Genomic DNA, 13,510 nt, shown 5'->3' with positions numbered 1-13,510 from the left:
TCTGGAGTACTGCCTTTGAATGCAACGACCATCAACAGCCTGTTCTTGATCGGCGCGTTGCTGGTGGGTGCGAGCATTCTGGTGAGTTCTCTTTCCTCGCGCTTAGGGATCCCGATTCTGGTGATCATCCTGGCGGTGGGCATGGCCGCCGGCGTCGATGGCGGCGGCATCATCTTCGATAACTACCCAACCGCGTACCTGGTGGGCAACCTCGCATTGGCCGTGATCCTGCTCGACGGCGGTTTGCGCACACGGGTGGCGAGTTTTCGCGTGGCACTCTGGCCGGCGTTGTCGCTGGCCACGGTGGGGGTGTTGATCACCACCGGCCTCACCGGCATGGCGGCGGCCTGGCTGTTCGACCTCAATATCATCCAAGGCTTGCTGATCGGCGCGATTGTCGGCTCCACGGACGCCGCAGCCGTGTTCTCACTGCTGGGCGGCAAGGGCCTGAACGAGCGGGTCACCGCCAGCCTGGAAATCGAATCCGGCAGCAACGACCCGATGGCGGTATTCCTCACCGTCACCCTGATCGACATGCTGGCCAGCGGCCAGACCGGCCTGCACTGGAGCTTGCTGGCTCACCTGATTCGCGAATTCGGCATCGGCGGCATCGTCGGCCTGGGCGGCGGCTGGCTGATGCTGCAAATGGTCAACCGCATCAACCTGGCCACCGGCCTGTACCCGATCCTGGTGATCGCCGGTGGCCTGGTGGTGTTCGCCCTGACCAATGCCCTGCACGGCAGCGGCTTCCTCGCCGTGTACCTGTGCGGGCTGGTGATCGGCAACCGCCCGGTGCGCAGCCGTCATGGCATTTTGCATATGCTCGATGGCATGGCATGGCTGGCACAGATCGGCATGTTCCTGGTGCTGGGCCTGCTGGTCACACCCCATGACTTGCTGCCCATCGCCCTGCCGGCGCTGGGCCTGGCGCTGTGGATGATCCTGTTTGCGCGGCCGCTGTCGGTGATGGTCGGCCTGCTGCCGTTCAAGGCCTTCCACGGCCGCGAAAAAGCCTTTATCGCCTGGGTCGGCTTGCGCGGCGCGGTGCCGATCATTCTGGCGGTGTTCCCGCTGATGGCCGGCCTGCCGCACGCGCAGCTGTACTTCAACCTGGCGTTCTTTATTGTGCTGGTGTCGCTGCTGGTGCAAGGCACCAGCCTGCCGTGGGTGGCCAAATTGCTGAAGGTCACCGTGCCGCCGGAACCGGCGCCCATCTCCCGCGCCGCGCTGGAAGTGCACGTCACCAGCGAGTGGGAGCTGTTCGTCTACCGCCTGGGCGCGGAAAAATGGTGCATCGGCGCCGCCCTGCGCGAGCTGAAAATGCCCGAAGGCACACGCATCGCCGCACTGTTCCGTGGCCAGCAACTGCTCCATCCGTCGGGTAGTACGGTGCTGGAAGTCGACGATTTACTCTGCGTGATCGGCCACGAACACAACCTGCCGGCCCTCGGCAAACTGTTCAGCCAGGCGCCGCAACGCGGCCTCGACCTGCGTTTCTTCGGCGATTTCGTGCTCGAAGGCGACGCCCAGCTGGGCGCGGTCTCCGCCCTGTACGGGCTTAAGCTCGACGGCATCGACCCGGATATGCCGCTCAGCAGCTTCATCACCCAGAAGGTCGGCGGCGCGCCCATCGTCGGCGACCAGGTGGAGTGGAACAACACAATCTGGACCGTCGCGGTCATGGACGGGAACAAGATCGGAAAAGTCGGCGTCAAATTCCCCGAAGGAAGTCGTCCAGGCCCTGGACTCTTCCTCTAAACTGCGAGGCTATGGCGCCACGCCACCAGCCTCTTTACCTTGCTCGACCGGTATCCATGACCCTACTGCGCACCTTTTTAGCCACTGCCCTGCTGGGCCTGACCCTCTGCGTGGGCAACGTCTACGCCGCCGACCCGCCCAGCACCGACGCCATCCAGCAAAGCCTGGACAAGCTGCCCGACCGCAAGCTGCCCGACGCCGACATGAAGGCGTTGCAGAGCATCCTGCAACAGACGTTGACGTACCTGGGCAACAAGCAGGATTACGAGCAGCGCCTGGCCGACCTCAAGCGCCAGCTGGCAGACGCCCCGCGCCAGACCACCGACAACCAGCGTGAATTGGTGCGGCTCAAGGCAACTAAAATTGTCCCCGTGGCCCAACGCTATGCCTCGCTGCCCGTGCCGCAACTTGAGCAATTGCTCGTGCAGCGCAGCACCCAACAAGGCGACCTGCAAAAAGAGTTGGCCGACGCCAACAGCCTGACCATCGCCGCCCAAACCCGTCCCGAGCGCGCCCAGACCGAAATCAGCAGCAGCCAGACGCGCATCCAGCAGATCAATTCGATCCTCAAGGCTGGTAAAGACAACGGCAAAACCCTCAGCGGCGACCAGCGCAACCAATTGAATGCCGAACTTGCGGCCCTTAATGCCCTGATCCCGCTGCGCCGCCAGGAACTGGCCGGCAACAGCCAACTGCAAGACCTGGGCAACAGCCAGCATGACCTGGTGGTGGAAAAGACCGCGCGCCTGGAACAAGAGATCCAGGACCTGCAAACCCTGATCAACCAGAAACGCCTGGCCCAGTCCCAGCAGACCGTGACCCAGCAGTCCATCGAAGCGCAAAAGGCCGGCGGCAGCAGCCTGCTCGCGACCGAAAGCGCGGCCAACCTCAAGCTCTCCGACTACCTGCTCAAAAGCACTGATCGCCTCAATGACCTGACCCAGAAAAACCTGCAGACCAAGCAGCAACTGGACACCGTCACTCAAAGCGACTCGGCCCTGGACGAGCAGATCAATGTGCTCAAGGGCAGCCTGCTGCTCTCCAAAATCCTCTACAAACAAAAACAGGCGCTGCCGCGTCTTACCGTCGACCGCAACCTGGCGGACGACATCGCCAACATTCGCCTGTACCAGTTCGAGGTCAACCAGCAACGCGAACTGATCAGTACGCCCAGCACCTATGTGGATAGCCTGCTGGCCAATCAGTCGCCGGATGACGTGACGCCACAATTGCGCCGCACTTTGCTGGAACTGGCGATCACTCGCAGCGACCTGCTCGAACGCCTGAGCCGTGAGCTGAGCGCGCTGCTGAACGAATCTATCACCCTGCAACTGAACCAGAAACAACTGCTCAGCACCGCCACCAACCTGCGCGCGACCCTCGACGAGCAAATGTTCTGGATCCCCAGCAACAAGCCGCTGGACACCGAGTGGCTGGAAACCGTGCCGGACCACCTGACCAAGCAAGTCACCACCCTGCCGTGGGCTTCGAGCGTCAGCGAACTGTATGACGGCCTGACCCAGCGCCCGCTGCTGTTCTTGCCGTTGCTGCTGTTGATTGGCGCACTGCTGTGGCGGCGTAAAGCCTTGTACGCGCGCCTGAAAAAGATCCACCTCGATATTGGCCACTTCAAGCGCGACAGCCAATGGCACACGCCGGTGGCCATCCTGGTGAATATCCTGCTGGCGCTGCCGGTGGCCCTGGCGCTGGCATTGTGCGGCTACGCGCTGCAAATAGACGCCCGTGGGCAAAACGCCAACTTGGGCGCGGCCTTGCTGCTGATCGCCCAAGCGTGGCTGGTGTTCTACACCGCCTACCGGATTCTCGCGCCGGGTGGCGTGGCCGAACTGCATTTCCGCTGGGAAAAGCCCCAGGTCGAATTCCTCCAGGGCTGGATCCGCAAGCTCGGGCTGGTGGTGCTGGCGCTGGTAGCCGTAGTGGCCATCGCCGAACACCAGCCGGCCGCGCTGGCCGACGACGTGCTGGGTATCGCTGTGGTGCTGACCTGCTACGCGCTGATGGCCTGGCTGCTGAGTCGCCTGCTGCTGCACAGCCCGACCCACGAAAAAGCCTCATTGTTCCGTAAGGCCGTGGGCCTGGTGTTTACCGCCCTGCCCGTCGCGCTGTTTATCGCCGTGTGCTTTGGCTACTACTACACCGCGCTCAAACTCAGCGACCGGCTGATCAACACGCTGTACCTGCTGATGTTCTGGCTGGTCATCGAGGCCACCTTTGTCCGCGGCCTCGGCGTTGCTGCACGACGCCTGGCCTATGCCCGCGCCCTGGCCAAACGCCAGGCCGCCAAGGAAGCCGGCGACGGCGAAGCGGTGATCGAAGAACCGACCCTGGACATCGAGCAGGTCAACGAACAGTCCATGCGCCTGATCCGCCTGGCCTTGCTCGGCGGCTTTATCGCCGCGCTGTACTGGGTGTGGAAAGACCTGATCACTGTGTTCTCCTACCTGGACAACGTGACCCTCTACGAATACACCAGCGGCACTGGTGCCAATATCAGCATGGTGCCGATCAGCATCGGCGACTTGCTCGGCGCCTCGATCATCGTCGGCATCACCTTCGCCCTGGCGCGCAACCTGCCCGGCCTGCTCGAAGTACTGGTGCTGTCCAAGCTGGACCTGGCCCAAGGCAGCGCTTATGCCACGACCACCTTGCTGTCCTATGTGATCGCCGGCGTCGGTTTCGTCTCCACCTTGTCCACCCTCGGCGTGAGCTGGGACAAGTTGCAATGGCTGGTGGCGGCGCTGTCGGTGGGGTTGGGCTTTGGTATGCAGGAGATCTTCGCCAACTTTATCTCCGGCATCATGATCCTGTTCGAACGCCCGGTGCGCATCGGCGACACCATCACCATCGGCAACCTGTCGGGCACGGTGAGCAAGATCCGCATCCGCGCCACCACGATTACCGACTTCGACCGCAAGGACATCATTGTCCCGAACAAGACGTTTATCACCGGGCAACTGATCAACTGGTCACTGACCGACACCATCACCCGCGTCACCCTGAAACTCGGTGTGGACTACGGCTCTGATCTGGACCTGGTGAAGGAATTGCTGCTCAAGGCCGCGCGTGAAAACCCGCGCGTGCTGAAAGAACCCGAACCCCATGTGTACTTCCTCAACTTCGGCGAAAGCACCCTCGACCACGAACTGCGCATGCACGTGCGCGACCTGGGTGACCGCAACCCGGTGATCGACGAGGTGAACCGCTTTATCAACCGCGAGTTCAAGAACCACCACATCAACATCTCGTTCCGCCAGATGGAGGTCTACCTCAAGAACCTTCACGGCCAGGAATACAAGCTGGTGGAAGTCGACGCACCGACCAAACCCGCCAACGACGGCGGCGTGCAAGAACCGCCGCCGAGCAAACTCGACTAAACGCCCTATCCCCAGCAGAATGCTCGGACATTCTGCTGGAGATGGCCGGTGAAAGCCCTCGACGAACTGACCTTCGACAACCGCTTCGCACGCCTGGGCGACGCGTTTTCAACCCACGTACTGCCTGAGCCCCTCGACGCGCCGCGCCTTGTGGTGGCGAGCGACGCCGCCATGGCCTTGCTCGACCTCGACCCGACCGTGGCCGAAACGCCGGTATTTGCCGAGCTGTTTGGCGGGCACAAACTGTGGGCCGAAGCAGAACCGCGGGCAATGGTCTATTCCGGGCACCAGTTCGGCGGCTATACCCCGCAACTGGGCGATGGCCGCGGGTTGTTGCTGGGTGAGGTGTACAACCAGGCCGGCGAGCATTGGGACTTGCACCTCAAGGGCGCCGGGATGACGCCGTATTCGCGCATGGGCGATGGGCGTGCGGTGCTGCGCTCTTCGATTCGTGAGTTTCTCGCTTCCGAAGCCCTGCATGCCTTGGGTATTCCCAGCAGCCGCGCCCTCTGCGTGATTGGCTCCGACACGCCGGTATGGCGCGAGAAACAAGAGCACGGCGCCATGGTATTGCGCTTGGCTCACAGCCATATCCGCTTCGGGCATTTCGAATACTTCTACTACACCAAGAAGCCCGAGCAGCAGGCCGAATTGGCCGAGCACGTGTTGAATCTGCACTACCCCGAGTGCCGCGAACAGCCCGAACCGTACCTGGCGATGTTCCGCGAAATCGTCGAGCGCAATGCCGAAATGATCGCCAAATGGCAGGCCTATGGCTTCTGCCACGGCGTGATGAACACCGACAATATGTCGATCCTGGGCATCACCTTCGACTTCGGGCCGTTTGCGTTTCTGGATGATTTTGACGCGCACTTCATCTGCAACCATTCGGACCATGAAGGGCGCTACTCCTTCAGCAACCAAGTGCCGATCGGGCAGTGGAACCTGAGCGCGCTGGCCCAGGCGCTGACGCCGTTTATCAGTGTGGATGCCTTAAAAGAAGCCCTTGGGCTGTATCTGCCGCTGTATCAGGCGCACTACCTGGACCTGATGCGTCGACGCTTGGGGCTCACCACGGCTGAAGACGCTGACCAGCCACTGGTGGAACGCTTGCTGAAACTGATGCAGAACAGCGGCGTGGACTACACGCTGTTCTTCCGCCGTCTGGGTGATGAGTCTGCGGCACTGGCCGTGGCGCGCTTGCGCGATGACTTTGTCGACCTGGCCGGGTTTGATGCCTGGGCTGATCAATACAAGGCTCGCGTCGCACGGGATGGCGATTACAGCGAGGCACAGCGCCGTGAACGCATGCACGCAGTTAACCCGCTGTACATCCTGCGCAACTATCTGGCGCAAAACGCCATCGCGGCTGCCGAGTCAGGCGACTACAGCGAAGCGCGGCGGCTGCATGAGGTGCTGAGCAAGCCTTTTGAAGAGCAGGCCGGGATGGAGCAATACGCCCAGCGGCCACCGGACTGGGGCAAGCATTTGGAGATTAGTTGCTCGTCGTAAGATGATCGTTCCCACGCTCCGCGTGGGAATGCCGCCTGGGACGCTCCGCGTCCCGCCTTTTGCAGTGCATCTGCGCACGGGTGACGCGGAGCGTCACGGGATGCATTACCACGCGGAGCGTGGGAACGATCAGTGTTTCATCCTTTTCGCCTGGTCTTGATAAACCTCGTTGCCGGCTCCAGATTGAACCCATTGGCCACGTCCTAGGAGCCCACCATGTCCGAACCTCTTGTAATCCCCTGCCCGCATTGCAACGGCCTCAACCGCATCCCCGGCGAACGCTTGGGTGATGCGCCTAAATGCGGGCGCTGCAAGCAGCCTGTTTTGTTGAACAAGCCCTTCGAGCTGAAACAAGGCGACTACGCCAGCCAGATCAAGGGCGACCTGCCGTTGTTGGTGGATGTGTGGGCCGAGTGGTGTGGGCCGTGCAAATCGTTTGCGCCGGTGTTTGAGCAGGCGGCTGGGCAGTTGGAGGGTAAATGCCGATTGGCCAAGCTTGATAGCGAGGCTAATCAGCAGCTGTCGGCGCAGTTGGGGATTCGCTCGATTCCGAGTTTGATTCTGTTCAAGAACGGCCGTGAAGTGGCGCGCCAGAGTGGCGCGTTTCCGTTGCCGCAGTTGATGAGTTGGTTGCGTAGCCAAGGGGTGTAAACCAGCCCCTCAAGCAACGGGGTCAACTGTGGGAGCTGGCTTGCCTGCGATGGCCTCACCTCGGTCTGACTGATAGACCGAGTTGCCTGCATCGCAGGCAAGCCAGCTCCCACATTGACCGCGTTTTAAGCTCGGGCTACGGGGGTTTCGTGGTCCATCATCTGGCCGACCAGCATTACGCCGAGTTCGCTTAATTGATGGATGGCCAGGGCCACGTCGCGGTGTTCGCCGGTGAGGTCGTTGGACAGCTTGAGTAACAGCGTACGGACGGAAGAGAAGGTTTCGTAGCTGTTGAGTACGAGGGTTTCGGTAGGGAGGTTGGGTGCAACTGTATAAAGGTTAACAATAAATCGTCTCCGAGCAGGAGCCGCAACCAGCCGCTACTAAACGGAGGGTGGCAGCTGTACGCAGGTTAGTAGACCGGGGAGACTCACCGGCGCGCTCGAAAGCGCCCTCCGTACAGCCACCATCAAATACAGGACAGTCCTGATCAATGATTTGCTGTACGTCTCACCACGGGCTACTAAACCCGATCACTGAACATTCAGTGACCCGAGAACCTTAGAGACGCCCATCCAGACGCACAAGCCGGGCGATTCTGGCTTAGCTGTAGGCAACGATACAACCCACAACCCCATTTGCCAGACCCTTCCTACAGCCTCCGTAGGAACAATCCAAATCCCCCTGCTGAAACACTAAAACAAATGTGGGAGCTGGCTTGCCTGCGATGGCATCACCTCGGTCTAACTGATAGACCGAGTTGTCTGCATCGCAGGCAAGCCAGCTCCCACATGAGTTCACAGGGGATTTGTGTTGCTATAGGGATCAGGCATTTTCCAGCAAGTTATGCAGCTCCACAAACTGCAACGTCAGCTTGTGCCGTGGGTCCAGGTGGATCAGCGGCTTGCTCTCCTGGTGCGACTCGCGCATGCGCACCGAGCTGGCCAGGTACACCGGCAGTACCGGCAAACCTTCGGCAATCAACTCATCCAGCATCTGCTGCGGCAGGCTCGCACGGGCCTGGAACTGGTTGACCACGATGCCTTCCACTTCAAGGCCTTCGTTGTGGTCTTCCTTCAATTCTTCGATTTCACGCAACAGACCATACAACGCCTGGCGCGAGAAGCTGTCGCAATCAAACGGGATAAGCACGCGATCAGCGGCAATCAACGCCGAAACCGCATAAAAATTCAGTGCAGGCGGCGTATCCAGGTAAATCCGGTCGTAATCTTCGCTCAACTCATCCAGCAGCTTTCGCAGCTTGTTGATCTTGTGCTTGGCCTCAAGCTTGGGCTGCAGGTCTGCAAGCTCAGCGGTCGCGGTGATCACATGCAGGTTGTCGAACGGCGTTTCGTAGATATCCACCTGGTTTTTCTTCGAAAACGGCCCCGAAGACAGGGTTTGCTTGAAGAAGTCGGCAATGCCCATCGGGATATCGTCGCCGGTCAGCCCTGTGAGGTACTGAGTTGAGTTCGCTTGTGCATCGAGGTCCACCAACAGGGTCCGATAGCCTTCACTGGCGCTCACCGCCGCCAGGTTGCAGGCAATGCTGGACTTGCCAACGCCGCCTTTTTGATTGAACACCACACGCCGCATGGAAAAAACCTCCGTGTATCAATGAATGTCCGAGTGTAGAGGGCAAAAGCGCCTGTTAGCTACCTCGTTCATCCATGCACTGGCGCATCACCTGTCGAACAAAAGGAGGAGTCCTACAATCCACACACCGCACGGGTAAAGGACAATCTGTAAATCTTTTCCGGCAAATTGTATTCATCCGTGAACAATTCTTTACCAAAGTTTGCTAGAACCCCACGGCACCGGGATAATGCGCGCCATTCGGCCATTGTTCCCTGTCCCGGTATTCGGGGCCAACGGCTGCACATGGAAGCCCGCAGGGGCGGGATAACTTCTCAGTGATCACTTTCAATATCGACCAATGGCGCGCCTGGGCTCCGGGCCTTGAGACTGCGCACGACTGGCGCGCCTGGTGCCAGGCTCCGGTGTTAGTGCCGGCCAGCGATGCGTCACCCGACGTGTCGTTCCTGCCCGCCATGCAGCGCCGCCGCCTGAGCCGGCTGGCGCGCATGGCGTTCAGCGTGGGCTGGCCGTTGGCCGAGGGCCGGCAAGACCTGCCGCTGGTGTTTGTTTCCCGGCACGGCGAAACCCCGCGCACCCTCGATATACTCAGCGACCTGGCCAACGACGAGCCGCTGTCGCCCACCCAGTTCAGCCTGTCGGTGCATAACGCGGTGATTGGCCTGTGGTCGATCCTGCGCAATGAGACCTGCGAAATGACCGCCCTCGCCGCCGCCGGCGACGGCCTGGAACACGGCATGCTCGAAGCCGCCGCGCTGCTCAACGAAGGCGCCCCGGCGGTGTTGCTGGTGATCACCGAAGAACAACCGCCTGCGGCTTACGCCGACTGGATCCGTGACGTGCCCTTCCCTTATGCCCTCGGCCTGCTGCTGACCCCGGGCGACGAGTGGCAACTGGAACTAAACAGCGGCGCTGTCCAACTCACTCAAACCCAGTGGCCCCACGCCCTGAACCTGCTGCGCACCCTGCTTACCGAGCAGGCCACCTGCCAACATGCCTGGAAGAACCGTGTATGGAACTGGCAACGCAAGCCCTGACCGACAAGCCACGGGACGCCTATTACTGGCGCCTGTTCGCCACCGCCGCGAGCTTCTTCTGCTTCGGTGTCGGCGGGCTGTGCCTGCGTTTGCTGGTGTTCCCGCTGCTCAGTTGCCTGCCAGGCAGTGCCGCTAAACACCAGCGCCGCGCCCGCCACACCATCAGCAAGCTGTTCTGGCTGTTTATCCGCATGATGCAACGCGCCGGTGTGCTGACCTACAGCGTTGAAGGCGCAGAAAACCTCGGGCGCCCCGGCCAGATGATCATCGCCAACCACCCGTCGCTGATCGACGTGGTGTTTTTGATCGGCCTGATGCGCCAGACCAACTGCGTGGTCAAGCAGAGCCTGTTCCAGAACCCGTTCACCCGTGGGCCGGTGCGCGACGCCGGTTACATCAGCAATGACGGCAGCGCCGATATGCTCGATGCCGCGGCCGATGCGCTGCGCGATGGCCAGACGCTGATCATCTTTCCCGAGGGCACACGCACCACGCCCGGCGTAGCACCGGCCTTTCATCGCGGCGGCGCGGCCATTGCGCTGCGCGGTGCGACAATCATCACCCCGGTGGTGATCAAGGTCAGCCCCACCACCCTGACCAAGGCCGAACCCTGGTATCGCATTCCCAAACGCCGTTTTCACTTCAGTTTGCGCGTAGGTGCCGATATAGACCCACAGGCGTTTGCCACACTGGGGCCAGCGCCCCAGGCTTCACGCAAGCTCAACGATTACCTGCATCACTATTTCATTAAGGAGCTCGCCGAAGATGAGCAACCAACACAGCCTTGAGCACGACATAAAGGCGCTGATCATCGAGGCCCTGGGCCTGGAAGACATCAGCCCCGACGACATTGGCAGCGACCAGACCCTGTTCGGCGAAGGCCTGGGCCTGGATTCGGTGGACGCCCTGGAGTTGGGCCTGGCGATCCAGAAAAAGTACGGCATCAAGATCGATGCCGACGCCAAAGACACGCGCAATCACTTCACCAACGTGGCCAGCCTTGCGGCATTCGTCACGGCTAAAAAGGCAGCTTGAGACCGGACCATGCAAACTCGTGACGATATTTTCAACACCCTGCGCGATGCCTTGGTGGAACTGTTTGAACTGCCGCCTGAGCGCGTCACCCTCGACGCCAACCTGTACCAGGACCTGGAAATCGACAGCATCGATGCCGTGGACCTGATCGACCATATCAAGCGCCAGACCGGCAAGAAGATCGCCGCCGAAGAGTTCAAGGCGGTGCGCACTGTCAACGACGTGGTTGAGGCGGTGTACCGTCTGGTCCAGCCTGCCGCATGAGCCGGCTGATCGGCCTTGGCCTGTTGCTGGCGGGGCTGCTGTACCCTTTTGCGGTGTATTACGGCACCGAGCACTTCGCGCCGTGGCAATTCGGTTTGCTGCTGGGCAGCCTGTGGCTGTTGCGTGCGCTGACCGGCGCACGGCGCCCCGGCAGCCGCTGGATGGCCGTAGCGGTGATCGTGTTCTGCCTGCTGTTGGCCTGGTTCGACAACCCGCAGTTGCTGCGCTGGTACCCGAGCCTGGTCAGCGCGTTCATGCTGGCGCTGTTCGGCATGAGCCTCAAATACGGGCCGCCGATGGTCGAGCGTCTTGCACGCATGACCGACCCGCAGCTGCCGCCCAAAGCAATTGTGTACACGCGCCAGGTCACCGTGGTGTGGAGTGTGTTTTTTCTGTGTAATGGCTTGCTCGCCGCCGCCCTCACGCTGTGGGCGCCACTGAGCTGGTGGACGTTGTACAACGGCCTCATCGCCTACGGGCTGATGGGGCTGCTGTTTGCCGTGGAATGGCTGGTACGACAAAGGGTTCGAGGCCGCGTATGAATGGGTTGAAACTTGAGCACTTGCTGCTTGAGCCGCTGGAACAACGTTCGGTCACCACCGAACCTGCGATGAATCACGCCCAACTCTGCGAGCAGGCCCTGAGCCTCGCGGCGGGCCTGCAGGCGCGCGGTATCCAGCGCTTGGCGGTGCATCTGGAAGACGCTGGCGTGCTGGCGATTGCTTTGCTGGGCGCCTGGCGGGCCGGAGCCAGCGTGTTGTTGCCTGCCGACTTGCAACCGCAGACCCGCCAACGCTGGGACGACAGCGTAGACGCCTGGCTGACAGAGGAAGCCGACCTGGACGCGCTGTATCAGGCGCCACTGAGCCCTGCCGCGCTCGACCTCGACACCTGCCAATTGAGCCTGTGCACCTCCGGCTCCAGCGGCGAACCCAAGCGCATCGACAAGACCCTGCGCCAACTGGCCAACGAAGTGGCGGCGCTGGAAGCGCTGTGGGGCGCGGGCCTCAAAGACGCCTGCATCATCGGCAGCGTGGCCACCCAACATATCTACGGTTTGCTGTTCCGGGTGTTGTGGCCGCTGTGCGCCGGCCGCACCTTTGTGCGCAAGCAACTGGCCTTCCCTGAAGACATGCAGCGCGCCAGCCGCGAACATGCGCAATTTGCCTGGGTCGCCAGCCCCGCACTGCTCAAGCGCATGGGCGACAACCTCGACTGGCCCGCACTGAGTAAAGTGTCGCGAGTGTTCTCCTCCGGCGGCGCGCTGCCAGTGGAAGCCGCCGGCAGCCTGTACGACCGCTTGCAGCAATGGCCGACGGAAATCCTCGGCAGCTCGGAAACCGGCGGCATCGCATGGCGCCAGGGTGCACAGCCGTGGCAGCCATTTGCCGATGTGGAACTGAGCCAGGATGCCGACGGCGCCCTGCGCATTGCCTCGCCGTACCTGCCGGCCGGGCATATCGAACAAACCGCCGACGCGGCGCGAATTCATTCCGATGGCCGCTTCGATCTGCTCGGGCGCCTGGACCGCATCGTCAAACTGGAAGAAAAACGCATCTCCCTGCCCATGCTCGAACAGGCACTGCTGACCCACGCCTGGGTCGCTGAAACCCGCCTGGGCGTGGTGCAGGAAAATCGCGCTTCACTTGGCGCGCTGGTGGTGCTGAGCGCCGAGGGCCTGCATGCGCTGCGCAACCAGGGGCGACGCAGCGTCACCCAAACCCTGCGCGAGCATTTAAGCCAACATTGCGAAGCCCTGGCCCTGCCACGTCGCTGGCGTTTGCTGCGCCAGCTGCCGCTGAACAGCCAAGGCAAACTGCCCCAGGCTGACGCAGAGGCATTGCTGCTGGCACCACGCCCAAAAGCACCCGAAGTGCTGGAACAGGTCGAAGCCAACGGCGAATGGACTGTGCAACTGAGCATCCCGCCGGACCTGGCCTACTTCAGCGGCCATTTCCCGGTCACGCCGGTGCTGCCCGGCGTGGTGCAGGTGGAATGGGCCTTCAACCTCGGCCAGCAACTGCTCGATTTACCCGCGACCTTTGCCGGGATGGAAGTGCTCAAGTTCCAGCAACTGGTGCGCCCTGGTGATCAGGTTGAACTGCACCTGCGCTTCGATCCGGAGCGCGGCAAGCTGTACTTCGCGTACCGCAACGGCGATGCGGCCTGCTCCAGCGGCCGGATTCAATTGGTGGCTGCGCATGCATAAGCTCTTGTGGCAAGCCTGCTCGCCACAGGTTGTTCAATCGCTGGCTGGGTACG

The 13,510-nt window shown here is 61.6% G+C and carries 12 protein-coding genes; 10 read left to right on the top strand and 2 right to left on the bottom strand.

Annotated features, from left to right (window positions below; all coding sequences use genetic code 11):
- Positions 1-15: 15 nt before the first annotated feature.
- The 4 genes from HBO23_RS18535 (at position 16) to trxC (ending at position 7,316) form a co-directional block, all read left to right on the top strand.
- Positions 16-1,758 carry a potassium/proton antiporter gene (locus tag HBO23_RS18535; RefSeq protein ID WP_017138534.1) on the top strand — a complete coding sequence of 581 codons (1,743 nt, stop codon included), beginning with the start codon at positions 16-18 and terminating at the stop codon, positions 1,756-1,758.
- A 56-nt stretch (positions 1,759-1,814) separates the two neighbouring features.
- Positions 1,815-5,153 carry a mechanosensitive channel MscK gene (gene mscK, locus HBO23_RS18530; protein ID WP_017138535.1) on the top strand — a complete coding sequence of 1,113 codons (3,339 nt, stop codon included), beginning with the start codon at positions 1,815-1,817 and terminating at the stop codon, positions 5,151-5,153.
- A 48-nt stretch (positions 5,154-5,201) separates the two neighbouring features.
- Positions 5,202-6,665, top strand: a complete 1,464-nt coding sequence (gene selO, locus HBO23_RS18525) for a protein adenylyltransferase SelO (protein WP_170039071.1) — start codon at positions 5,202-5,204, stop codon at positions 6,663-6,665.
- A gap of 216 nt (positions 6,666-6,881) precedes the next feature.
- Positions 6,882-7,316 (top strand): thioredoxin TrxC, encoded by a 435-nt coding sequence (gene trxC / locus HBO23_RS18515; protein WP_017138537.1) that lies wholly within the window; start codon positions 6,882-6,884, stop codon positions 7,314-7,316.
- A 125-nt stretch (positions 7,317-7,441) separates the two neighbouring features.
- Here trxC and HBO23_RS33680 read toward each other — a convergent pair whose 3' ends face one another.
- Both HBO23_RS33680 and HBO23_RS18510 read right to left on the bottom strand, forming a co-directional pair.
- Complete coding sequence (locus HBO23_RS33680; protein WP_346343060.1) at positions 7,442-7,663, bottom strand: DUF6124 family protein; 222 nt, start codon at positions 7,661-7,663, stop codon at positions 7,442-7,444.
- Between the two features lie 478 nt (positions 7,664-8,141).
- Entirely contained in the window at positions 8,142-8,912 is a 771-nt protein-coding gene (locus HBO23_RS18510; protein ID WP_017138539.1) for a ParA family protein, read from the bottom strand.
- A gap of 317 nt (positions 8,913-9,229) precedes the next feature.
- On the opposite strand from HBO23_RS18510, the gene HBO23_RS18505 reads away from it, so the two are divergent.
- Genes HBO23_RS18505 through HBO23_RS18480 form a run of 6 tightly spaced genes read left to right on the top strand, consistent with a single transcriptional unit; the run spans position 9,230 to position 13,457 of the window.
- On the top strand, positions 9,230-9,949 hold the full coding sequence (locus tag HBO23_RS18505) for a beta-ketoacyl synthase chain length factor (protein WP_099548064.1): 720 nt from the start codon (positions 9,230-9,232) through the stop codon (positions 9,947-9,949).
- Positions 9,925-10,737, top strand: a complete 813-nt coding sequence (locus HBO23_RS18500; RefSeq protein ID WP_017138541.1) for a lysophospholipid acyltransferase family protein — start codon at positions 9,925-9,927, stop codon at positions 10,735-10,737. The genes HBO23_RS18505 and HBO23_RS18500 overlap by 25 nt, the downstream gene beginning before the upstream one ends.
- The gene (locus HBO23_RS18495) at positions 10,715-10,984 is read left to right on the top strand and encodes a phosphopantetheine-binding protein (protein WP_017138542.1); all 270 of its coding nucleotides are present in this window, start codon (positions 10,715-10,717) and stop codon (positions 10,982-10,984) included. The genes HBO23_RS18500 and HBO23_RS18495 overlap by 23 nt, the downstream gene beginning before the upstream one ends.
- 9 nt (positions 10,985-10,993) lie before the next feature.
- Positions 10,994-11,248 (top strand): acyl carrier protein, encoded by a 255-nt coding sequence (locus HBO23_RS18490; RefSeq protein WP_003187949.1) that lies wholly within the window; start codon positions 10,994-10,996, stop codon positions 11,246-11,248.
- Positions 11,245-11,790 (top strand): membrane protein, encoded by a 546-nt coding sequence (locus HBO23_RS18485; RefSeq protein ID WP_017138543.1) that lies wholly within the window; start codon positions 11,245-11,247, stop codon positions 11,788-11,790. Before HBO23_RS18490 ends, HBO23_RS18485 begins: the two co-directional genes overlap by 4 nt.
- Entirely contained in the window at positions 11,787-13,457 is a 1,671-nt protein-coding gene (locus HBO23_RS18480; protein ID WP_170039069.1) for an acyl-CoA synthetase family protein, read from the top strand. Before HBO23_RS18485 ends, HBO23_RS18480 begins: the two co-directional genes overlap by 4 nt.
- The last annotated feature ends 53 nt before the right edge of the window (positions 13,458-13,510 follow it).

The organism is Pseudomonas sp. WS 5532, from assembly GCF_012985445.1.
Classification (GTDB): domain Bacteria; phylum Pseudomonadota; class Gammaproteobacteria; order Pseudomonadales; family Pseudomonadaceae; genus Aquipseudomonas; species Aquipseudomonas edaphica.
Note: the sequence above shows the minus strand (reverse complement) of the source record. Positions and strands in the feature narration are given on the sequence as shown.